This is a genomic window from Prevotella merdae (assembly GCF_900290275.1).
GTDB classification, from domain to species: domain Bacteria; phylum Bacteroidota; class Bacteroidia; order Bacteroidales; family Bacteroidaceae; genus Prevotella; species Prevotella merdae.
This window is the reverse complement of the sequence record NZ_LT985325.1, coordinates 29,972-51,862: the sequence shown is the minus strand read 5'-3', so window position 1 is coordinate 51,862 and position 21,891 is coordinate 29,972. Positions and strand designations below refer to the sequence as shown.

At 42.9% G+C, this 21,891-nt stretch carries 21 protein-coding genes and 1 pseudogene; 16 read left to right on the top strand and 6 right to left on the bottom strand.

What is annotated here, in order from left to right; all coding sequences use genetic code 11:
* Nucleotides 1–3: 3 nt before the first annotated feature.
* The 4 genes from dnaA to folB form a co-directional block, all read right to left on the bottom strand.
* Nucleotides 4–1,416 carry a chromosomal replication initiator protein DnaA gene (dnaA, locus tag C9991_RS12575; protein ID WP_106812883.1) on the bottom strand — a complete coding sequence of 471 codons (1,413 nt, stop codon included), beginning with the start codon at nucleotides 1,414–1,416 and terminating at the stop codon, nucleotides 4–6.
* A gap of 373 nt (nucleotides 1,417–1,789) precedes the next feature.
* Nucleotides 1,790–2,692, bottom strand: coding sequence for an MlaD family protein (locus C9991_RS12570; RefSeq protein WP_106812882.1), 903 nt, complete (start codon nucleotides 2,690–2,692; stop codon nucleotides 1,790–1,792).
* A 15-nt stretch (nucleotides 2,693–2,707) separates the two neighbouring features.
* Nucleotides 2,708–4,060: an N-acetylmuramoyl-L-alanine amidase family protein gene (locus tag C9991_RS12565; RefSeq protein WP_106812881.1), complete on the bottom strand. Its 1,353-nt coding sequence runs from the start codon at nucleotides 4,058–4,060 to the stop codon at nucleotides 2,708–2,710.
* A 67-nt stretch (nucleotides 4,061–4,127) separates the two neighbouring features.
* Nucleotides 4,128–4,511, bottom strand: coding sequence for a dihydroneopterin aldolase (gene folB, locus C9991_RS12560; protein WP_106812880.1), 384 nt, complete (start codon nucleotides 4,509–4,511; stop codon nucleotides 4,128–4,130).
* A gap of 146 nt (nucleotides 4,512–4,657) precedes the next feature.
* On the opposite strand from folB, the gene C9991_RS12555 reads away from it, so the two are divergent.
* The 9 genes from C9991_RS12555 (at nucleotide 4,658) to C9991_RS12510 (ending at nucleotide 14,338) form a co-directional block, all read left to right on the top strand.
* Nucleotides 4,658–5,893: an acyloxyacyl hydrolase gene (locus C9991_RS12555; protein WP_106812879.1), complete on the top strand. Its 1,236-nt coding sequence runs from the start codon at nucleotides 4,658–4,660 to the stop codon at nucleotides 5,891–5,893.
* A gap of 13 nt (nucleotides 5,894–5,906) precedes the next feature.
* The gene (locus C9991_RS16750; RefSeq protein ID WP_157949468.1) at nucleotides 5,907–6,071 is read left to right on the top strand and encodes a hypothetical protein; all 165 of its coding nucleotides are present in this window, start codon (nucleotides 5,907–5,909) and stop codon (nucleotides 6,069–6,071) included.
* 96 nt (nucleotides 6,072–6,167) lie between these two features.
* Nucleotides 6,168–7,493: an MATE family efflux transporter gene (locus C9991_RS12550; RefSeq protein WP_106813129.1), complete on the top strand. Its 1,326-nt coding sequence runs from the start codon at nucleotides 6,168–6,170 to the stop codon at nucleotides 7,491–7,493.
* Nucleotides 7,494–7,662: 169 nt separating this feature from the next.
* Nucleotides 7,663–8,928 (top strand): ATP-binding protein, encoded by a 1,266-nt coding sequence (locus tag C9991_RS12545; RefSeq protein ID WP_106812878.1) that lies wholly within the window; start codon nucleotides 7,663–7,665, stop codon nucleotides 8,926–8,928.
* 363 nt (nucleotides 8,929–9,291) lie between these two features.
* On the top strand, nucleotides 9,292–9,495 hold the full coding sequence (locus C9991_RS12540; protein ID WP_106812877.1) for a hypothetical protein: 204 nt from the start codon (nucleotides 9,292–9,294) through the stop codon (nucleotides 9,493–9,495).
* A 42-nt stretch (nucleotides 9,496–9,537) separates the two neighbouring features.
* Complete coding sequence (locus tag C9991_RS12535) at nucleotides 9,538–9,921, top strand: hypothetical protein (protein ID WP_106812876.1); 384 nt, start codon at nucleotides 9,538–9,540, stop codon at nucleotides 9,919–9,921.
* A gap of 1,215 nt (nucleotides 9,922–11,136) precedes the next feature.
* A complete protein-coding gene (locus C9991_RS12525) occupies nucleotides 11,137–11,508 on the top strand; it encodes a hypothetical protein (RefSeq protein ID WP_106812874.1) in 372 nt (123 codons plus the stop codon).
* Between the two features lie 336 nt (nucleotides 11,509–11,844).
* Nucleotides 11,845–13,077 carry a site-specific integrase gene (locus C9991_RS12515; protein ID WP_106812873.1) on the top strand — a complete coding sequence of 411 codons (1,233 nt, stop codon included), beginning with the start codon at nucleotides 11,845–11,847 and terminating at the stop codon, nucleotides 13,075–13,077.
* Between the two features lie 64 nt (nucleotides 13,078–13,141).
* Nucleotides 13,142–14,338: a site-specific integrase gene (locus tag C9991_RS12510; protein WP_106812872.1), complete on the top strand. Its 1,197-nt coding sequence runs from the start codon at nucleotides 13,142–13,144 to the stop codon at nucleotides 14,336–14,338.
* Nucleotides 14,339–14,571: 233 nt separating this feature from the next.
* On the opposite strand, the gene C9991_RS12505 is transcribed toward C9991_RS12510, so the two are convergent.
* Entirely contained in the window at nucleotides 14,572–14,880 is a 309-nt protein-coding gene (locus C9991_RS12505) for a helix-turn-helix domain-containing protein (RefSeq protein ID WP_008628594.1), read from the bottom strand.
* An 82-nt stretch (nucleotides 14,881–14,962) separates the two neighbouring features.
* Complete coding sequence (locus tag C9991_RS12500; protein WP_008656559.1) at nucleotides 14,963–15,274, bottom strand: helix-turn-helix domain-containing protein; 312 nt, start codon at nucleotides 15,272–15,274, stop codon at nucleotides 14,963–14,965.
* 397 nt (nucleotides 15,275–15,671) lie between these two features.
* On the opposite strand from C9991_RS12500, the gene C9991_RS12490 reads away from it, so the two are divergent.
* From C9991_RS12490 to C9991_RS12460, 7 genes and pseudogenes are all read left to right on the top strand, one after another.
* Nucleotides 15,672–16,154 (top strand): DUF3408 domain-containing protein, encoded by a 483-nt coding sequence (locus C9991_RS12490; protein ID WP_106811813.1) that lies wholly within the window; start codon nucleotides 15,672–15,674, stop codon nucleotides 16,152–16,154.
* 57 nt (nucleotides 16,155–16,211) lie between these two features.
* A pseudogene (locus tag C9991_RS17305) lies at nucleotides 16,212–16,292 on the top strand (DUF3408 domain-containing protein); the annotation flags it as partial.
* A 184-nt stretch (nucleotides 16,293–16,476) separates the two neighbouring features.
* On the top strand, nucleotides 16,477–16,890 hold the full coding sequence (locus tag C9991_RS12480; protein WP_106812871.1) for a plasmid mobilization protein: 414 nt from the start codon (nucleotides 16,477–16,479) through the stop codon (nucleotides 16,888–16,890).
* Nucleotides 16,887–17,837 carry a relaxase/mobilization nuclease domain-containing protein gene (locus C9991_RS12475; protein ID WP_106812870.1) on the top strand — a complete coding sequence of 317 codons (951 nt, stop codon included), beginning with the start codon at nucleotides 16,887–16,889 and terminating at the stop codon, nucleotides 17,835–17,837. Before C9991_RS12480 ends, C9991_RS12475 begins: the two co-directional genes overlap by 4 nt.
* A 32-nt stretch (nucleotides 17,838–17,869) precedes the next feature.
* Entirely contained in the window at nucleotides 17,870–18,604 is a 735-nt protein-coding gene (locus C9991_RS12470; RefSeq protein ID WP_106813128.1) for a hypothetical protein, read from the top strand.
* A gap of 214 nt (nucleotides 18,605–18,818) precedes the next feature.
* Entirely contained in the window at nucleotides 18,819–21,071 is a 2,253-nt protein-coding gene (locus tag C9991_RS12465; protein WP_198643817.1) for an outer membrane beta-barrel family protein, read from the top strand.
* Nucleotides 21,072–21,195: 124 nt separating this feature from the next.
* Nucleotides 21,196–21,561 carry a hypothetical protein gene (locus tag C9991_RS12460; RefSeq protein WP_232823349.1) on the top strand — a complete coding sequence of 122 codons (366 nt, stop codon included), beginning with the start codon at nucleotides 21,196–21,198 and terminating at the stop codon, nucleotides 21,559–21,561.
* Nucleotides 21,562–21,891 lie beyond the last annotated feature (330 nt).

Sequence of the window (21,891 nt, the reverse complement as noted above, 5' to 3'; positions counted from 1 at the left end):
TATTTATGCTCTAGAGCGAAACGAATTCTCTATACTTGTTATTTCGCTTGAGAACTTCTGATCTATCTTCATACGCTGCTCTACCTGATTGCAACTATATATCACGGTAGAATGATCGCGTCCGCCAACAAGTCGACCAATGCGGCTTGCCGGCATCTTGGTATACTTCTGTGCCAAATAGATTGACACCTGACGTGCCATAACAAAGTCCTTCTTGCGGCTACGGCTATTGATATTGGCGGGTGTAACATTGTAGTGCTGGCAAACACTCTCGATAATCTCGTCTACAGTAAGCGGACTCTCGTCTACCTTTACCGTACGCTTTATTACACGCTGCACCAATTGCATGTCTATATTGCAGTTGTAAACCACACTATATGCCATAAGCGAATTGACAACACCCTGAAGGTCGCGCACCGAACCATTGGCTGTAGATGCAACAAACTGTATCACATCCTCAGGAATACTAAGTCCGTCGTGCTTAATCTTGCTCTCAAGAATGTCTACACACAACTGCACGTTAGGCTTCTCAAGTTCGGCTATAAGGCCGCAAGAGAAACGTGTGATAAGACGTTCGTTCATACCCTTAAGTTCTACCGGCGGGCGGTCGCTCGCAAGAATAATACGCTTGCCGTTGCGGAAGAGATGGTTGAAGATGTGGAAGAAGGTGTTCTGTGTACCCTTCTTGTCTTCCCACTCCTGTATATCGTCAACGATGAGCACATCAATAGTCTGGTAGAAATTGATGAAGTCGTTGATGGTGTTGCGCAACACGGCATTGGTGTACTGCACCTCAAACAGACGTGCGCTGATATATAGCACTCGCTTCTCTGGGTATAGGCGCTTGGCCTCAACACCAATAGCGTTGATAAGGTGAGTCTTTCCACATCCCGACGGTCCAAACACAAAGAACGGGTTGAACTGCATGTTCTGCGGATGCTCGGCTATAGTCTTGCCTATGGCTCTTGGCAGCTTGTTTGAGTTGCCCTCTATATAATTCTTAAAGGTGAGATTCGGATTAAGCTGTGGATCGATGTTCTGCTGTGGAGCACTATCAAGCAAAGAAGGCGACTCATTAGCATGCTCGCGCTGCTGCGGACGCAATGCCTCATCAGTAGGCTCATCACCTTCCACCACCTGTGTCTTCTTGTTCTCGCTATCTGTTACGATGCGATAAGACAGGTTAACACCCATGCCAAAGGTACGTGTAAGCACCTTACGCAACAAGTCTACATAGTTCTCCTCAAGATACTCGTACACGAAAGGGCTCGGTACGCGTAGCAATACCGTCTTCGACTCCTCGTTGTAGGATTCGAAAACGGTTCTTTTGAACCATGCGTTGTATTGTTGCTCGGATATGTTCTCGCGTATGAGCGCAAGACATTTGTCCCAAAGCTTATCAGGACTTAAATTCATTGGCTATTGGTGTATTAACTATTTTTTTTACTTCTAACTATTAATTGATGAAATCCGACTGCAAAATTAGTAATTATTTTTGAGGTGAGCAAATCGTTTAAATTCTAACTTTCTTGTAATTGATATGTAACAGGCTTATTTCCCGATAGTTAGCTTTTTTTATGATTTCGTGAAACACATGCACCCTCTGTCATGTGTAAACTACTGAAAAACAAGACTGTTAAAAGTATTGGGCAAAGTGAGGGCGATATTCACTTAATTTGTTACCTGTTAGATAGCATATACAGGTGGTTAGACAGGAAAAACGGCCTCAGCACATTGCTGAAGCCGTGAAACAATGCAATATCGTTATTTATACTAATTCTAATATAAACTATTTATCTTTCTTTCCAAAGATAGAGAAGTGTACATAGCGTTTAGGATGTTCTCTGAGGTTTACAAGCAAGGTGTCGGCGCTACGCATTGTTGTATTCAGATTGTTATAGAGCGACGCATCGTTCATAAGCAAACCAAGTGTATTGTCCTTGCTGTTGAGCTTGTTTGTAAGCTGCTGAACACTGGCTATAGTCTGGTCTACCTGCTGCTTGGTCGACTCAATGTCGAGAGCTGCAAGATTGCCTGTAAGCTTATTGGTATTATCGAGCACTCCATTGGCCTTGGCCATCATTGAAGGCACGTTGCGGTTGAGATGCTTCATCAGAGTGTTAAGCTCGGCAGACGATGTTGTCAGATTATCAGTTATGGTCTCTACATTGTGCAATGAATGTGCCAAGGCTGGGTCGGCAAGCAAGGTGTTTACACTTGTAAGTATGCTGTCGAGCTTAGGAAGTAGTTTCTCTATAGCAGGAACCATAGCCGCAGCCTTGCCTAAAGCGCCACCATTTACTTCGCCTACGATAGTTCCACCAGGCATAACACGCTCGCGAGGATTATTGGCAAGAAGAAGGTTTACCTTAACATTGCCCATCATATCGCTGACAATCTCGGCAGACGAGCCTGCAGGTATGCGCATCTCCTTGTCGAGAGCCACAACAACACGTGCCGGCTTCTCTCCCGAATAGTCGTATATAACATCCTTAACGGTACCTACCTGATAGCCATCGGCATATATAGGACTCGACGACGACAATCCACTTATGTCCTTAAACTCGATGAAGTAGTCGTTGGTAGACGAGAAGATGTTGATACCCTTCAGAAAGTTCATGCCAAAAAACAATATAATTACACCGACGATTGCGACGAGTGCAATTTTCACTTCCTTTGTAAACGCTTTCATATCTATATGTGTGTTTTATTTGTTTCTGTTTTGTTTAAATTCGCGTATGCCTTGGTTTACATCCATCTTCTCTCCATTTTTGAAGGCTATGATGAATGCTCCAGGGAACTTGTCGAGTATTTCCTTGCGCAAGCGATATATCTCGTTGTAGTTGTTGGATGCTCCGTAGGTATACTTCACCATTCCTGCTTCCTCGTAACTGTCGCAACCTTCAAGTCCCTTAAAGTTATGGTCGCCTGACTTCAATCGATGTCGCGATACAAGTATCTGCACCTTAAATACAGGACGTGTATTATCTGGCTTGCCCATAACAGCCTTAGGTTGTTGTGGCTTGTTCTGCAAAGGCTTAACGACAGGTTGACTCTTTGACTGTTCCTGCTTTTGATTGTTGCGCGACCTTTGCTGACGAGAGTTTTCCTTGTTGTCGTTGGTATTTACAACATTCTGTTCTTGGTTGTCAGCGTCCATGCCACGTGTTTCTTGACGAGCCTCATCAGCTATACTGTTGTCTTTATCGTCTTTTTTGTCGGCATTATCGTCGGCTTTACGCTCAGGCACGGGGTCGGATATTGGTTTGTAAGGCACAGTCATGCCCGTATCATACTTATTCTTATATTGCACAAAGGCGTTGTACAGACCTCTGACTATATTGTCCACCTGGTCTTTATTGTTGAGCATGCGCTCCTCGGCAGGGGTAGAAATATATCCAAGCTCAATAAGACAGGCAGGCATAGATGTAAGTCGCAATACGGCAAGATTTTGCTGGTGCACACCCTTATTTGGACGGTTGGCAGCACGACATACGTGTGTCTGTATCATCTTGGCAAACTCTATGCTGCGTGTCAGGTTCTTGTCTTGTATAAACTCGAACATGATGTTGCTTTCTGGCGAGTTGGGATCGAAGCCAACATAGTGTTGCTGATAATCTTTCTCAAGCAGAATTACCGAGTTCTCACGTTTTGCCACCTCAAGATTAGTCTCTTTGGCATGCGATGTACCGTCGCCAAGAGTGTAAGTTTCAAAACCACGCATAGAATGGTTGCCCTTCAATGCATTGGTATGAACAGATATAAAGAGGTCGGCCTTACGCCGATTGGCAATCTCGGCACGTTCGTATAATGGCACAAACACGTCGGTACGACGAGTATATACCACACTTACGTCAGGACAGTTGCGCTCAACGTAACGGCCAAAAGCCAACGCCACATTGAGGTTTATGTTCTTCTCTACCGATATGCTGCCAGGAGCTCCGGTATCCTTTCCGCCATGTCCGGCGTCAATACATAGAGTAAACTTCCTGTTTGCAGCCGCTACTACAGATGCAAAGGATATGATGAGAAGAATTGCGAGCAGTACTTTCTTTAACATTGATTGGATGTGCTACGTTTATGTTTGCGTGCAAAGTTAGCTAATTAATTGATAAAACTGCAAACATTCATTTAGTTTTTTCGCGTGTCACGTGTATTTCGACACCAGCTCCACGACAGTCGGCTCCCATAGGAGGATTTAATTTTGTTATGCGAAGCTCTATTGACATAATATCGGCATACTGCTCCATCAGTCTGTTGGCTATGCGTCCACATACATGCTCTATTAGTTTTGATGGCATCGCCATTTCCTGTTTTATAACATTAAACACCTCGGCATAGTTGAGCGTATCTGTTACATCATCGGTCTGCATAGCACGGCTTATGTCGTAGCCTATGCGTATGTTGATAGTATAATCGTTGCCTGTAGCTTGCTCCTGTGGCAATACACCATGACGGGCGTGCAGGCGTATGTCGTCGATATGAATGAACGAGAGAGTTGATATATTCATTTTCACTAATTATTTAAACTGTTGTGATATATTTTTAAGTTGTCTTTACCTATTTTTATTGATGTATAATTAAGCAGATACAAAATTACAAAAAAAAATGCCCTGTCTTCTATTTTATTGTTACTTTTGCATCAACAAACAAAGATATGAGAAATACACCTTATTATATATATATACTTCTGGCTATCGCTTGCATTGCATTGCCAGTTAAAGCAACAGAACAGGCACCTGAACAAACAGAGGTAGCCGACTCTACTACAACCAGCCATTATATACATCAGATTGCTATAGACGCCATGCCGGGACTTATTCTGCATACCAATGAGTTTCTAAGAGGAAGCAATCCAGAAGTGCGCACAATGAACCATAACATGGGATTAAGGTTGAAGTATGCTTTCTCGGCTCCCGAACAGAGCAGGGAAGCACAAACATTCCGTGATGCATATCAAGGTATTGGCATTGGCTACAACGACTTCAATCATCAGTTGGGCAATCCACTTAGTGTGTTTCTGCTACAAGGAGCACGCATAGCAAGTTTGTCTAACCATCTATCACTCAACTATGAATGGAACCTTGGACTTGCCTTTGGTTGGCATCCATACAACGAGGAGTCTAACCCAGACAACAAGGTAATAGGTTCGAAGGTAACGGCATACATTGGTCTCGATTTTTATCTGCGTTGGATTCTGTCAAGACATGTAGACCTTAACATCGGAATTGGAGCAGCCCATTATTCCAACGGCAATACGCAATATCCAAACCTTGGACTCAACACCGCCTTTGTAAACATTGGAGCTGCTTATTATATAGGTCGTAAGAGCGACCATCTGCTATATCGCCACCAAACAGTTTCGCCCGTAAGCCACAACATTACCTACGACCTTATTATGTATGGTGCTTGGCGTCAACGTGGCGGATACGAGGACGGCTATCCTTTTTTGCTTGAAGGAAAGACTGCTGTTGTTGGCTTCAACTTCAATCCTATGTACCGACTTAACCATTGGCTTAAGCTCGGAGCATCGCTTGACGGTACATACGACCGCACAGCCAACCTATACTACGACGTTGACTATATAGACCCTAAATACAACGACCAATACCGACGCCCGTCAACAGCCAAACAGATGACACTTGGTATGTCGGCACGTGCCGAATTTACTATGCCCTACTTTGCAATAAACTTTGGTATCGGCAAGAATTTTCTTAATACCGAGGGCGAGTTTGGAGGTATGTACGAGGTTCTGGCATTGAAGATAAACATAACACAACGCAGTCTGCTGCACATCGGATACTCGCTCAACAACTTCCATACACCTAAACACTTGATGCTTGGCGTGGGTTGGCGATTCGGCAAAATATCAACAAATCACTCGAAAAGATAAATTTGCTGCCATAATGGATTATTGCAACAAACACGCCAACAACCTGCGCATCGACACACATAGAAACAATAGCATTATGCAGCATCTGATAAAGAAATACGGATTCCACTATTGCGGCATTGTGCACATAATCGACCTGGATACCGACTTTGAGCGCTTGGCTTATCAGAAGATTTAAGCAATTTTTAAGGATAAGGATAACTAAGACATGGAAAGACAAAATCAGAATTCAAATGAGTCTTATGCCAAGGCAAAGACCAGTTCGGTAGGCGATATGACTGTAGGTTCGCCATTACGACAGATAACCAAGTTTGCCCTTCCCTTGATTTTGGGCTACATCCTACAACAGATGTACCTTGTAATCGATGCAGCCATAGTAGGCAGATGGATTGGTGTAGAAGCATTGGCTGCAGTAGGCGCATCATCATCCATAATGTTTCTTGTCATGGGTTTCTGCAATGGAGCTTGTGCTGGATTTGCTATTCCTGTGGCACAATCGTTTGGAGCAAAGGACTATCATAAGATGCGCATTTATGTAGCTAATGCCGTAAGAATATCAGCTGTCATTGCAACAGTTGTAACACTTCTATCGCTTATGTTCTGCAATAGAATCCTGCAATTGGTCAATACTCCTACCGACATATTCCACGATGCCTACATATTTCTTATGTTGCAGTTTGCCGCCATACCGCTTACATTTGGCTTCAATCTCTTCTCTGGTCAGATACGTGCTCTCGGCAATTCGCGTCAGCCATTCTATTTTCTCATAACATCTGCCATTGTAAACATTCTGTTCGACGTTGTGCTTATACTCGGATGTCGTATGGGAGTAGCTGGAGCAGGTATCGCTACATGGTTGTCGCAAGCTCTTTCGGTAGCATTATGTATATGGTACATACGCAAGCATATGCAGCTGCTCATTCCTCATGGCGAAGAACGACAGTTTGACAACAAGCGAACAAGTATTTTGCTAAATAATGGTGTACCAATGGGTCTGCAATTCTCCATTACCGGCATTGGCATCATTATGCTTCAGAGTGCCAACAACGCCCTCGGCACTACTTGCGTGGCTGCCTTTACTGCCTCAATGCGAATTAAATATCTCTTCACTTGTGTATTCGAGAATATCGGAGTGGCTATGGCTACCTATTGCGGACAGAACCTTGGCGCTCGCAAAATGGAACGTATCACCAGAGGAGTGAAGGATGCTATCTGCCTGATGCTGGTCTACTTCGTCTTCACCTTCATCGTGATTTATCCCTTTGCCGATTGGATGATGAGCCTATTTGTAGACAGTGGTGAGGCTGAGGTAGTAAGCCGTGCCGCACAGTTCATGCGTATTGCCAACTACTTCTACCCTGCTCTCGGATTGCTAACCATACTGCGTTACTCAATACAAGGACTCGGTTTCAGCAACCTTTCAATGCTTAGCGGTGTCATGGAAATGATTGCCCGATGTGGTGTTAGCCTATGGCTCGTCCCCGCACTAACTTGGACCGGTGTCTGCTTAGGCGACCCAGTAGCCTGGTGTATGGCAGATGTCTTCCTAATTCCAGCCTTCATTTGGGTGCAGCATAGACTGAAGAAACAAGCAGCATAGCAAAGGATGAAGTCTATACACTGCATCTTTCAATGGAATTATGCAGTGTATAGACTGCATGTTTTAGTAAAAATATGTAGTGTATAGACTGCATGTTTATTTAAAAGATGCTGTTTATATCATTTATTTATGCTATCTTTGCATATAGAATAGTTTAAATGCAAAGATTATGGACAAGAATGTTATAAAGCAAATTATACTTTGGCAGCAAGAATTTGTGGGCAAAGTGAAACTACAAGGACGCAACATAAGTTTGGAGGAAAATGCAAACTATGTGTTAATAGGCATTCGTCGTGCAGGCAAGTCGTACATGCTTTATCAAAAGATACACGACCTTGTAGCGCAAGGACATTCATTGGAAGAAATCTTGTTTATCAATTTTGAGGACGAACGTATCATCGACATCCGCAAGGAAGAGTTGCACCTTATACTTGAGGCTTACCGTGAAATGTTCAGTCATCAACCTATCATCTTCCTCGATGAAATACAGAACGTCGAAGGTTGGGAGCACTTTGCCCGCCGATTAGCAGACGAGAAGTATCGTGTATACATCACCGGAAGCAATGCCCACATGCTTAGTCGCGAGATAAGCTCTACATTGGGGGGAAGATATCTGACAAAGGAGATACATCCCTTCTCTTTCGAGGAATATCTGGAATACCGACATGTGCATCTTACGAAATTCTGGGAACTGTCGCCTATAAAGAATGATGTATTAAGACTGTTTTCCGATTATTTCTACTATGGCGGACTGTCGGAGGTTTTCAACATGCAAGACAAGAAGTCGTGGCTTCAGTCGCTATACCAAAAGATTTTGTACTCTGACATCGTAATAAGAAAAGGTGTTAGGAATGAGCGTAGTCTTCGCTTGCTTATAAGGAAATTAGCAGACAGCGTAATGCAACCTACTGCAATTAAACGCCTACAAAACATTCTGCAAGGAGACGGAACAAAAATAGCAAGAGAAACCATAGCTTCATATCTTGACTATCTGCACGAGTCGTTCCTAACATTCAGCATCAGTTGCTTCACCGACTCCATCACCGAACGTGAGACTATAAAAAAGCATTATTTCTACGACAACGGTATTCTGAACCTGTTTCTCTTCCAGCCAGAGACTAAGTTGTTGGAGAATCTTGTGGCTATACAACTTTACAAGAAGTATGGCGACGACTTGTATTATTACAACAAAAACATAGAGGTAGACTTCTGTGTGCCTAAAGACGGATTGCTTGTCCAGGTGTCTTATCGTATGACAGAGGATGCAACACGAAATAGAGAAATCTCTGCACTACAAAAAGTAGGAAAGTTCCTTAATGCAAAGAAATGCATGGTTATCACATACGACCAGGAAGAAACCATTCCCTCAGTCGAACTGGGAATGGATATTGAGGTTGTGCCGGTGTATAAGTTTTTGCTGGTAGAACACAGATAATAAGTACAGGTGCAATAAAAGAGGACACTGAAAAAAGTGCCCTCTTCGGATACCGTACCTCCTACAATACCTTAGGTTCATCACCACATATTCCGGATGAACCTTTTCTCTTCCTTCTATAGTTCTTTATTATCAGCACAACGAATGGGATGACAAAGAGAAAGGCTTGTTGGAAAATCAATTGTTTTGTTCCATTTTTACAGATTATATTTCTATTTTATCTAAATTACGATAGAATATCGTAGATTTTCAAGGGATTATAACCGATTATCACTACAAAATGTTATTTTTGTAGCATAAAATGAGTTTAAAATAACATTTCATTATAATGTGCTATCCAAAGTAAGATATAAAGAAAGTAATATGAAACTAAGAGATAAAGATACAAAGAAATATTTGCTCACAGTATTTGTGGCCACATTTGTTGCCTATATTATTCCTGCAGTAGTCTTGTACTTGGGACATTTTATGGGCATTATGCTTACGATTTGTATTTCCTTGTTTAACTTGAGTATGGCTTTGCTTGCTTGGCTTTGGGCAAAATCTGTTAGAAAGGAATTTTTTTAGATTATAATATAGTATTAACAGGTATAAAGTAATTAAATAAATATGAAGTTAATTTTTAAATATTTTTTTATTTCTCTATTGTTCCTAAATGGGCAATTAGTTCATGCACAATCATTTAAAATCGACAGCTTAAAAGGTAAAAAATGGGAGTTGCAATTGCCAAAAGGAAAGTCTTATACTTCGAATCTTATATTCAAAGATACGACATACACAACTAGTTTCTCCTTTAATGGACAGACTCATACTATAGAGAAGCCATACTTAATACAGCAGGAAAACGTAGAAACATTTTATGTTATTTTTCCATCAGAAGGAAAGGGTACAAAAACTTTCCCTGTTAAGTTTAAAGTTTTAGAATTTACCGACAAGTTGCTAAAATTGCAAAATACAACAACAAATGTTGTAAATACGTATTTCGCAAAATAAACAACTAGTAGATTGTAAAGTCTAAAAGTTTAGTAAGGCACGTGTGATATTTCATCAATCATCAGTATGTGACGAACGACGTTTTACTCAACTTTTAGACTTTACAGACTACTAGTAAGACCGTGCTTTTTGCAACATATTACTCTGTTTGATATTTTTTGTTTAATAAAATTCTTAGATTCATTATTTTTTTTGTATTTTTGCAGCCGAAAAGAGTTGTTAGGCAGCAAACGTATGCAGATTGCAGAATTTAGAACTGTTGCTAAATCATTACCTCTGTTGAGGTGAAAAACTCATAAATAGTTCATTTTTAGCTATTCGGCTGATTTTAGCGTAATTTTTTTAGAAAAGACAAATAATATTGAATAGTCTTGTGACGTTACTTTTGATAGGCATTATTTCCTTAGTTGTAACCAATGGGGCTGCCTTATCTTTGAGTCTCTTGATGTTTGTATGGTTGGGGATATTCAATCTCCTGCCCATTTGTATTCACTATGCCATTTATTCTTTTATTTCCAAAAGAACCAATTCAAAGAAAGAGAGGCCTATATGAAGTATATAGAATTGTTTTGGAATAGGCTATATTATTGCATTTTTAACTGCGATAAGAAAACGCAAACTCTTTTAATCAGACGAGTATGGTATTGCATAACTTGCGTATGTTTGCTCCTCGTCTGGCCTATATTTATATTTAGCATGATAATAACGTCTAACTAAGAAGAATCAAATAATGGAATATTTACGTCTTTGGGGAATCCTTTCTTTTATAACAGGTATAGCCTTATTGTTCCACACAATAAGAAAGCGAAAATCAATAGGTCTCATTTTGTATGTTACTTATTTGATTTTTGCCATTACTTGTGTCTGCTTAGGAATTTACTGCATTATCCGTAACCAATACGACGAGTTGTGCGCCATCATTTTCGGCATAGCATTCACAGTCTTTACTTATAAGGACAAAGACAAGTTTCCTCCAAGTTTTACCATTAACTATATCAATTATCTTAACGGATACGTTGCTGGCTTAGGCTCAATACTTTATGGTTTGGTCAAAGGCTTTTTGAAGTAATGGAAAGACTGTAATATGAAATCGTTTGAACCCTTACAAGAAAGATATTTATGAAAAGAAGTGAGTTTAGAAAAAAGAGTGATGGTTTTGCTTCGAATATTGATAGTTATTATTGGCATCGCTAATACATATAAATAAAGATAACGATGAAAAAGAATAAGAAGAAAAGGTGGACAAAGAAAAAAGTCTCTATAAATATAAAGGATATAATCGGAATAATTTACTTTCTTATCTGTGTGGGGCTTTTGGCTTATTGCTTCATTGCCACTCCTATACTATTGAGCGTACTGAAGAAACATGGCACTAAAACTGAAGCTGTCATAACATCCACTACTATAGGGGGACCCCGCTATACAACGCCTAATTACATATATGAGTTTTATGTTGGCGATAAGACTTACGAGGGAAATTCCCTTGTGGATGAGCGAGATTCAAGTAAAATTGGAACAAAAATCCAAATATTATACTTGGATTGGCTTCCGTGGTTCAATAGACCTATATATTATTGGGATGATTAAGACAAAAAGAATGGTTATGGGAAGAAAAATAGTTGTGGCTATGATTAACATAAAGCTCTAAAGCAGCCAAAGGAGAATAAGAGAGGTTGGAACGTAAACAGTTGGGAATGAGTAGATTTGCACAAAGTTGCCAAATCGACATAAAGCAAGCGAGTGAGGAATATTGAAGTAGTTCAGTTACTAAATCGTGAGCCACAGTTACCTATGCAAAGCAGGTAACAATGCGGAAAGGCAACTTTGTGCATCAACGGATTTTATTGCGCTGATTCTCAATGTTTTGCGTATCAAGGAACGCTTACAAAATGATTATATTTGCACACTCAAAATGTAAGCGTTATGAAAATCGAAAAATTCAAGGTGTTGCTCTACCTAAAAAAGAGCGGAATGGACAAAAATGGAAAAGCTCCCATTATGGGACGCATCACGGTGAACAGGACTATGGCGCAGTTCTCCTGCAAGTTGTCTTGCACTCCATCGCTTTGGAATCCTCGTGCCAGCCGATTGGAGGGCAAGAGCAAGGAAGCCGTGGAGACCAACAAGGACATCGAGCAGTTGTTGCTTTCCATCCAAAAGGCTTTCGATGTGCTTGTGGAAAAGAGAACGGACTTCGAGGCTAAGGATGTCAAGGAGGCTTTGCAGGGCAGCGTCAAGACACAGAACACCCTTCTCTCCTTCGTGGACGAGCATATCAGTGAACTCAGCACCCATGAGGGCATCGATATGTCGAAGAGCAGTGTCTGGACTTACAGAAAGATTCGCAAGAATCTCGCTGAGTTCATCGGGGAGAAGTATAGGTTGACTGATTTGGCTTTCGGACAGCTGACCGAGCCTTTCATCAGTGACTTTCACCATTACTTGCTTGACGAGAAAGGCTTTTCATCAGGAACCATCACCATCTATGTGTCGCTCTTCAAGAAGATGTGCCGCATCGCCTTTGAGCGAGGCTTGTGCAAGAACCTGCTGTTCGCCCATTATCGGGTTGGCACTCCAAGGGTTACGACACCCAAGGCTCTCAGCATGTCTGATTTCATAAAAATCCGTGATGTGGAACTGCCCGAAGACAAGCCGAGACTATCCGTTAGCCGTGACCTGTTTCTTTTCGCCTGCTATGCAGGAACAGCCTTCATAGACACCGTTTCCATCACGAAAGCCAATGTCAAGGTGTTGGAGGATGGTGACAAATGGCTCATCTATAACCGCAAGAAGACCGGAACACTTGCCAGGGTGAAACTCCTGCCCGAGGCGTTGGAGCTGATGGCGAAATACGAGGACTGGGCAAGAGATACCCTTTTCCCATTGCTGAGCACGAATCGTGTTCGTATCGATCTCATCACCATCTGCAAGCTGGCGGAAACGAGCAAGACCTATTCCTACCATACGGGACGACACTCGTTCGCCAGCCTCATTACGCTGGAGGCTGGTGTGCCGATGGAGACCATCTGCAAGATGCTCGGTCACAAGGATGTGAAGATGACGCAGCGGTATGCGAGAGTAACCCAAAAGAAGCTGTTTGAGGACATGGACAAGTTCATCGCTGCAACCGGGAAGGACTTTATTCTCGCATTATGAACAGGGCTTTCAACTTTTCTTTTTACAGTTTCAACCACATTATTATATTATAAGGACAACAACTATGAGCAGAAGTACATTTTCAATTTTGCCTTACATCAACAGACAGAAGGTGAAGGCAGACGGAACAGCCAACATACTTTGCCGCATCACCGTTGACGGCAAAAGTGCAGCCATTTCCACAGGCATATCCTGTACCCCACAGGAGTGGAACGCCAAGAAGGGAGAGGTACGGAACGCAAGGGACAACGGACGATTGGCAAGTTTCCTTGCTGAGGTCAAGGATAAATACAACTCACTTCTTTCCACCAACGGCATCATCACCGTGGAAATGCTGAAGGCAGTGTTGAAGGACAAGGACACGACAGGAAGGTTCTTGCTGAGCTTTGGTGATACCATCGTGGAATGGTATCGAACCTCAAAAGCCAGACAAACCTTTCTGCACAAGCGGACATGGCAGAAGAACCTGAGAGCCTTTGTCCATTCGTTGGATAAGGACGACATCGCCTTTGAGGACATAGACGAGAATTTCGGGGAGGAATACAAGCTATTCCTGAAACGAGACCAGGGACGTATCGACAGCTACGTGAACCATTGCCTTCTCTGGCTGAACATGTTGATGTACAAGGCAGTGGACAGGAGCATTATCCGCTTCAATCCCATAGCCAAGATAGGGTATGAGAAGAAGGCAGCCCCGAAGATGACCCATATCAGCAAGGCAGACTTCATCAAGATGCTCTCTACCCTGATGGCTGACGAGCGAACGGAGCTTGCACGCAGATGTTTCATTTTTGCCTCGCTCACCTCCTTATCCTATATAGATGTAAAGAAACTGTATCCTCACCATATCAGTGAGAACTCCGAGGGTAGGAAGTTCATCCGCAAGGAAAGAGAGAAGACAGGCGTGGAGTTCTTCGTGCCACTCCATCCGATAGTCGAGAAGATTCTTTCGCTCTACAATACCACGGACGACAGCAAGCCTGTTTTTCCACTGGGTGAGAAGAAAGATATCTATCTAGATGTGCATACCCTTGGAATGGTGCTTGGCATAAGTAATAAGTTGGGATTCCACGCCAGCCGCCATACATTCGGAGTCTTGATGCTCAACGAGGACATTCCCATCGGCAGCATAGCCAAGATGATGGGACACGCAGACATTACAAGCACACAGGTCTATGCGCAGGTGACGGAGCAGAAGATTTCAAATGACATGGATAAGCTTATTGCCAAGCGAGAAAGGAACAAAAATCCAATGGCATAGACCTGCCATAAAGCAACGTTCCTTGGAGGCTTTGCGCCTCCAGCCACTTGGGCGAACCTCCGCAGTGTGTTTTAGCATGGTATTAGATTTTATACAGACCATACGGAGAACACTCGGCAAACACGACCAACTCGGTATAGCCAATAAAACGAGGCGACAACCTATAACAGCCACACTCGGCAAGTTATACGTTGTCGCCTTGTTCATTTCACACACTCATCAAGGACATTCTCCTACACACCTTTCATTCTGTACGCTTCACGATAGTTAGCCATCAGAATCTTCTGAATGTCGGACTCGCGGTAGAGTATCTTTCCGCCAAGCTGGATATACGGGATGACACCGTTGTTTCGGTAGTCCTGCAGGGTTCTTCGGCTCAGTTGCAGCCTGGCGCAAAGCTCCTTGTCCGTCATGAAGCGCTCACCGCCAAGCATGGGGCGGTAGTTCATCACGGCACGTTCAAAATTGTCAACCATTCGGTTGAGGTGGTTCACGATGTGGTTCATCCACTCGCTGTTTCTTGTCATTACTTCATTGCTCATAGTTGTCTCGTTTTATTGTTGATACTTACGTTACTCGGTTTACTTGCTGCTTTGGATTAAGTGGCTGTTGTATATTGACAGCCTAACCTGTGCGCTTGCGAAAGCGCATGTCCTTTTTCTTGTCCTCCACTACTGCTACGATAGCCATCACGTCCTCCGGCTTGTAGTAGGTCTTGTGGCTGATTTGCGTATAAGCCAAAGTTCCGTTGTCCCGAAGCGTCTGCACTGTCCGTGGGCAGATGTTGAGCGTCTGACACACGTCCTGCGTGTCGAGCCACTTGTTCATGGTCTTGTCCTCACTGCGCTCACGGATTCTGTCCATGCGCTTCACGAAGTTCTCCAACTGGGCATCAAGATAGTTGAATGCCTCTTCCTCGAATACGATGAATCCCATACTTTTCTTTTTTCTAAGTTAATACTATGTTATATGTCGCAAAGCTCCACGCATATGCTGTGCTCCACGTTTGTGAGTGCAAAGATAAGGCACGGCAATCTAAAAACAAGCGTTTTCAATTTCTGTGGCAGTATGTTGCCGGGGTTTGCCGACTTCAACGCCAAAAACAACAAGAAAAACTTGCACGACTGCAACGAATGCATGAACAATGATGAGTTGAGAAATACGTTGAAGTTCTCACAACTATCTCGGTATGCAAATAAGCAAGCCACAACTAAATTGCCACGTTACACCCAATCAGTTGCATGGCTGCACTCAGTACACTTACTTTGCACCCGACAATCGGTCAATGGTGCAAACCGTGACCACTATACTAACAAATAAAACAGCATAAGCTATGGCAAGAACAAAAGATGTAGTCTTGGCTCCTGAGCAAAAGGAGCTGATGGAAAAAGAGTATTTGGATTTTGTTAAACCATCTACGTATGGCAACAAAGCCAATCCAAGTAGTTGTAATTCTCTCTATGATGATGTAGAGAACCCAGAGTTGAGAGCAATTGTAGAGAAAGTTGCTGCAACAACTCCCTATAGAGAGGAAACATCAACGAACGAGGCTCAATCGCCACCGAATCCGCAGAAGCGCATCAGTGGCAAGCAGCGCAAGGCGACATTGGAGGAGTATCAGCAGACCTTCCTCCAAGTTCCAAGGATTGACGACCGCAAGCCAGTCTTCGTCAGTTCCGATGTACGAGACCGTCTTGATCGTGTCGTCCGCATCCTCGGAGGGAGACGCATGAGCGTATCGGGCATCATCGAGAACATCGTGCGCCACCACCTAAGCCTTTATGAAGAGGACTTCGAGGCTTGGCGCAAATTGTGAGAATTAAGGTCTGCGACCTTGGACGTGGATAGCTGAAAGGCTGTAGTTCCAACTANCGTATCGGGCATCATCGAGAACATCGTGCGCCACCACCTAAGCCTTTATGAAGAGGACTTCGAGGCTTGGCGCAAATTGTGAGAATTAAGGTCTGCGACCTTGGACGTGGATAGCTGAAAGGCTGTAGTTCCAACTACCGTGTTCTGAGAGGGAGCGAGGTTATGTTTTGGGAACCCCAAAACGCCTCGCTCCACCATGAGGGCGGAGATTTTTTGCTCCCGACGGTCGCAGAAAGTGAGTGTACCAACTGTAAACAGTGTATAGAATGACAAGCATACATGAACAGGACAAGAAAAAGGGCGGAAGACCGCCCACAGGCAGGGTTCGCAAGCTGTCGAAGTCTGTCACGGTGAAGTTCTCGAAGCCAAGCTACGAGGCACTGAGGCTGAGGGCGAGAAAAGCCAACCGCAAGTTGGCGGAGTACATCCGTGAGTCCGCCTTGAACGGTGAGGTGGTCAGCGGACACAACGCTGAGACGATAGCCATCGCTAAGAATCTCATAGGCATGGCGAACAACCTCAACCAACTTACCAAACTGTCGCATCAGAGAGGTTTCCACGAAACCCATGTGTATGTGGTGGACTTGTTGAGAAGATTGAAAGCCATCCTTGGCGAGTATCGCCAAGCAAGTTATAAACCGAAGCCAAGCAGTATGGGCAGAAAGGAGGATGCCACATGATAGGCAAGCTAAAGAAGGGCAGCTCATTTGCTGGTTGCATCCGCTATGTTACAGGCAAGGACGAGGCGAAAATCATCGTCTCGGATGGCGTGTTGCTCGGTACGAATGCCGAGATGACGCAAAGTTTCGAGCTACAAAGGCAACTAAATCCAAGGATTAAGAAGCCTGTAGGACACATTGCATTGAGCTTCAAACCAGAGGACAAGCCACGTTTGACGGATGAGTTCATGGCAAAGATAGCCCTTGAATACATGCGGATGATGGGCATTACCGATACCCAATTCATCATTGTAAGGCATCACAACACGGACAATCCTCATTGCCATATCGTGTACAACCGCATCAATAACGATGGCAAGCTCATATCAGACAGGAATGATTACAGGCGTAATGAGCAAGTGACCAAAGCTCTAAAATCCAGGTATGGATTGACTTATGGAACTGACAAGAGCAAGACTAACACTCGCAAATTGCGCAATGCGGAGCGTGCAAAATACGAGATTCACAATGCCGTTAAAGATGCCTTGAAAGTCGCAGATAGTTGGCAAAAGTTCAAGAATGAACTTGCAAAGCAAGGTGTTCACTTGGAGCTTGTCTATAAGGACAAGGAACGAACCAAGGTACAAGGTATCCGTTTCTGCAAGGATGGATATAGCTTCAAAGGTACGCAGATTAGCCGAGAATACAGCTTTGTCAGGTTGGATGCAAGACTTGGCACAGAGTATAATCGTGTATCGCCAAGAGCCGAATCTATGCAGGGAGGACAACTAAGTTGTCACCAAGTAGAACAGACTCAACCAACGACAGAACATACCCAAGACCCTTGGAGTAATATTTCTTCCATCGGCTTGTTTGCTCCGTCTAATGCCCAAACTTATGAGCCATTCCCAGAGGATGAATCCGCCAAGAAGAAAAAGAGAAAACGCAGAAAAGGCTTCAGCCTTTGATGCAAGTTACAAACTTAAAATTAGAATCGAACATGAAAGAAGAACTATTGGAAGCCATCTACGGCACAGTTGAGAGATTGGAGCAGAAAGTCGATGAACTTTCTGTCTCCACAAAGAACGCAGGAGCGGAAACCGTTCCTGCAAGTAATGACATAACCAAGTTGGATAAGTCAATCAATGCGATGTTTATCAAAGAAGAGGAAGTCAGAGATAAAATATCCAAATTAAGAGATGCCATTATCGTTTTTGCTGACCTTATTAAGGTTGAACTTGGCAAAAATGAGCAGCGAAGCAAGTTCTTGGTTGATGCTGTCAAGCAGATGAAACAAGAGCATACTGTCACCTCAAAGGCATTGCAAGATAAACTTGAATTGATGAACAAATCACCTCAAAAGAAGGTTGTAACCCATCACTTCGAGCCAACCTCAAAGAATGTTCTTCTTTTCATTGGTGGCTTGGCTCTATCCCTTGTCATTTCCATTTGGGGCAATCTCACCCAATGGCGAGATTACCAAGATTGGGAGGAGGCAGACTTGAAATATAGGGCATTGAAGATGGTGCTTTCTACTGATGACCCAAACATTCACTACATTGAAAAGTACTTCTCTATATGTCGAGACGAAAATGTTATAAATAATGTGAGGAATCGTGTTGCTGCTTACGAGGATTCTGTTCGCCACCATTATAAAATGATAGAAATGGCAACATACAAGGATAGTCTTACCAATTGCAAATTACTTGAAATTGAAGGTAAGAATATGCCTTGAAAAGCCAAATAAAGGACTTTTTCTTTATGTAACACAAATTTAATATTTCCGCAAATACGTTGTAATTTTCATATAGTACCTTTGCAACGTCATGATTCCTTATATACTGAGGATTGATAAGAATATAATAGATTAAGCAATAAAAAATAATTATACAATGAATAATAAGGGGATTTTAACAACGGCCTTGTGCCTATCTGTAATGACCTCGACGATGGCACAGAGTATCACGGGAAAAGTAGTGGACACCAAGGGTGAGCCTTTGGCTTTCGCCAATGTGGTGCTCCTAAATCGGCAAGACTCCGCGTTCGTCAAGGGAGCGGTGAGTGGAGAGGATGGTAGCTTCTCTATAGACTCCATCTGCAATGGCGGAATCATCAAGGTAACATCCGTGGGCTACAAAACCATCTGCAAGGATTGCGAGGGTGAAAATGTGGGTGTCATCAAGATGGAAGAGGACAGCAAGATGCTCGGTGAAGTTGTGGTGAAATCATCACGCCCTGTTATTGCCATCAAGGGCAATGCCTTGGTTACTACTGTAGTTAATTCTCAACTGTCTCATGCAGGCACGGCGAACGATGTGTTGCGCCAAGTGCCGATGGTTACTGGCAGGGATGGAAACTTCGAGGTGTTTGGTAAGGGTACGCCGCTCATCTATATCAATGGTCGTCTTGTCCAAGACAAAAATGAACTTGCACAGCTCAATTCACAGGACATCAAGAATGTTGAAGTCATTACAAATCCTGGTTCCAAGTATGATGCCTCCGTCAAGTCTGTCATCCGCATTCGCACCAAGTTGCCACAAGGTGACGGCTTTAGTGGAACACTTCGTGCGCAAAATGGCTTCCGCCACTATTTTTCGAGCATGGAGCAAGCTAACTTGAAATACCGTACGGGTGGACTGGAGTTGTTCACCAATCTCAATTACTATGGCGGCAAATTCTATAGTCATGAGAATACGAACATGGAAACGCAAGGTTCTACTACTTGGCTTCAGAACATAGAGAGCATCAACCGCATGAGAAATAATGAGTTCTTTGGCAAGTTTGGCTTGTCATGGATGATCAGTGAACGTCATTCCATCGGTGCTTACTATATGAATGGAGTGGGTTTACAAAAGCCTCATTCAGATTATAGCTCTATATCGTATGCCAATGGTAAATTGGACGATGAGGTTTCAGCTGTGAAAGAGGGGAGAATTCATGCTGTGCCGAAGCACCATGCCAATATCTATTATAATGGTGATGTAGGCAAACTGGGCATTGACTTCAACATGGATTATATGTGGAGAAAGAAGCATGAAAATTCCGATCAGTCTGAGACGAATATGAATCAGCAGAAGAATTTGGTGGCATCCACAAGCATTGGACACTCACGGATGTTTGCGGAAAAGTTGGTGTTGAGCTATCCTTTGTGGAAAGGACAAATCGAAGTGGGAAATGAATATACAGCCTCTCAGGTGCTGAATGATTTCAATATCAATATGGCAACCATTGGCAACAGCAATACCAAGAGTGACGAGAAGAACATGGCTGGTTTCTTCTCCATCGGTCAACAGTTTGGGAAAATCGCAGTAGAGGCAGGTCTTCGCTATGAGCATGTTCGTTTTAAATATACAGAGGATGGACAACTCAAGGAAGATAAGAGCAAGACTTACAACAACGTGTTCCCTTCACTCGCCATTTCTACAGAGATAGGTAAGACACAATGGGCATTGAGCTACAACAGCAAGATGCAGCGTCCATCATACGATGACCTTGATGGAACACTCAACTATGTCAATCGCTTGACCTTGCAAAGTGGTAATCCTTATCTTTCTCCTGTCAAGATTCATTCCGTGGAGTTGATGGGTGCTTGGAAGCAATTCTTTGCAAAGATATCATACGAGTACAAGAAGAATGCCATCATCAACGAATCGAAACCATACGGCGAGGATGGAGAAATGAAGTTGCTCACGATGGAGAATACGCCAAAGATACAAGAGTTGCAGGCTTTCCTTGGCGCACAATTCCAAATCGGATTTTGGCAACCAAAGGTAAATGCCGGCATCATCAAACAGTGGTTCTCTGGGGAATATCTGGGTGAACGCAAGTCCTTCTATAATCCATTAGCTGTAGTACAGTTTCAGAATGCCATCCATTTACCAGGCGACATCTGGATGAACATAGACATAGAATGGAACAGCCGTGGTAACAAGGAAAATATGAAACTCAGTTCTTCCTCATACCTCAATGCCAAACTTTACAAGGCTTTTTGCAGAAATCGTTTCTCGGTTACGCTCGAAGGTAACGACATCTTCAACAAGAGCAATCGTGACGTACAATTCTACAACAAGGATGTTACGCTTTGGCAAAGCATCACAAACGACAGCCGTTCCTTGCTCTTGACATTGCAGTATAACTTCAATACATCAAGAAGCAGATACAAGGGACAAGGTGCTGGTAAAGAGGAGTTGAATCGCTTCTAAAAATAAAAAGAGGTATCCGAAAATCTTAAAAAGAGTAGGAATATTTCGTAATTTTATACATTATGGAAACAAACACTTTATTGAAGCTCTCAGAGAAAATAGAGCTTTGTGGATTAGAGGACGAGTGCAAATAGTCCTCGCCCTCGCAGTTGCTTTCTACAAGATACCTTATCCTATATCCATAGAGGCTAATGGTGAGGTCATCAATCAAAGAACAGTGCAAGTGTTTGTGCCATACAAGTATTTGTATCTTTTCGATGAGCCAAGGACGGCTCATGTATCTTTCGAGGGCAACGATAATGCATCTTATAACTGCGACATCACAAGCCATAAAGCCAGGCTCATACATAGGGAAGATGGTAACTATTTTATGGCTATAGCCACAGTGAGTACACAGGGACAAAAGTCCCCTGTGTTGCAAAAGTACATGAAAGCCGATGTCAGAATCATCGTCAGCAACAAAACGTTATGGCAGCAGGTATTCGGATAAGCTATATCCGAATACTGCTGTTTGTTTTTGGATACATATTGTTGGTAAGCATCAGATTTAACTCAAAAAGTTCTAAATTCCGTAAATTTCTCTTTGCTAGTTATGGGATATTTAGAAAATTGTCGTATCTTTGTCCCCGAATTGAGGCGTTCTTTGCATATTGCAAAATACAGAAACGAGCAGAAGTCCGCTCGTTTCCATATTGTTACCTATATAATATAGGCAAACGCCCAACTTCTTGATTTTCAATCAAAGCCCAATTTAGAGCGAGTTATATTTATAAACATAGCTGTCGGACTTTTTACTGCATATATGTTTATAGTATCTGAT

Bases quoted from the DNA above. Each gene is read 5' to 3' on its own strand.
- dnaA (WP_106812883.1), bottom strand. From the start codon at position 1,416: ATGAATTTAAGTCCTGATAAGCTTTGGGACAAATGTCTTGCGCTCATA.
- C9991_RS12570 (WP_106812882.1), bottom strand. From the start codon at position 2,692: ATGAAAGCGTTTACAAAGGAAGTGAAAATTGCACTCGTCGCAATCGTC.
- C9991_RS12565 (WP_106812881.1), bottom strand. From the start codon at position 4,060: ATGTTAAAGAAAGTACTGCTCGCAATTCTTCTCATCATATCCTTTGCA.
- folB (WP_106812880.1), bottom strand. From the start codon at position 4,511: ATGAATATATCAACTCTCTCGTTCATTCATATCGACGACATACGCCTG.
- C9991_RS12555 (WP_106812879.1), top strand. From the start codon at position 4,658: ATGAGAAATACACCTTATTATATATATATACTTCTGGCTATCGCTTGC.
- C9991_RS16750 (WP_157949468.1), top strand. From the start codon at position 5,907: ATGGATTATTGCAACAAACACGCCAACAACCTGCGCATCGACACACAT.
- C9991_RS12550 (WP_106813129.1), top strand. From the start codon at position 6,168: ATGACTGTAGGTTCGCCATTACGACAGATAACCAAGTTTGCCCTTCCC.
- C9991_RS12545 (WP_106812878.1), top strand. From the start codon at position 7,663: ATGGACAAGAATGTTATAAAGCAAATTATACTTTGGCAGCAAGAATTT.
- C9991_RS12540 (WP_106812877.1), top strand. From the start codon at position 9,292: ATGAAACTAAGAGATAAAGATACAAAGAAATATTTGCTCACAGTATTT.
- C9991_RS12535 (WP_106812876.1), top strand. From the start codon at position 9,538: ATGAAGTTAATTTTTAAATATTTTTTTATTTCTCTATTGTTCCTAAAT.
- C9991_RS12525 (WP_106812874.1), top strand. From the start codon at position 11,137: ATGAAAAAGAATAAGAAGAAAAGGTGGACAAAGAAAAAAGTCTCTATA.
- C9991_RS12515 (WP_106812873.1), top strand. From the start codon at position 11,845: ATGAAAATCGAAAAATTCAAGGTGTTGCTCTACCTAAAAAAGAGCGGA.
- C9991_RS12510 (WP_106812872.1), top strand. From the start codon at position 13,142: ATGAGCAGAAGTACATTTTCAATTTTGCCTTACATCAACAGACAGAAG.
- C9991_RS12505 (WP_008628594.1), bottom strand. From the start codon at position 14,880: ATGAGCAATGAAGTAATGACAAGAAACAGCGAGTGGATGAACCACATC.
- C9991_RS12500 (WP_008656559.1), bottom strand. From the start codon at position 15,274: ATGGGATTCATCGTATTCGAGGAAGAGGCATTCAACTATCTTGATGCC.
- C9991_RS12490 (WP_106811813.1), top strand. From the start codon at position 15,672: ATGGCAAGAACAAAAGATGTAGTCTTGGCTCCTGAGCAAAAGGAGCTG.
- C9991_RS12480 (WP_106812871.1), top strand. From the start codon at position 16,477: ATGACAAGCATACATGAACAGGACAAGAAAAAGGGCGGAAGACCGCCC.
- C9991_RS12475 (WP_106812870.1), top strand. From the start codon at position 16,887: ATGATAGGCAAGCTAAAGAAGGGCAGCTCATTTGCTGGTTGCATCCGC.
- C9991_RS12470 (WP_106813128.1), top strand. From the start codon at position 17,870: ATGAAAGAAGAACTATTGGAAGCCATCTACGGCACAGTTGAGAGATTG.
- C9991_RS12465 (WP_198643817.1), top strand. From the start codon at position 18,819: ATGGCACAGAGTATCACGGGAAAAGTAGTGGACACCAAGGGTGAGCCT.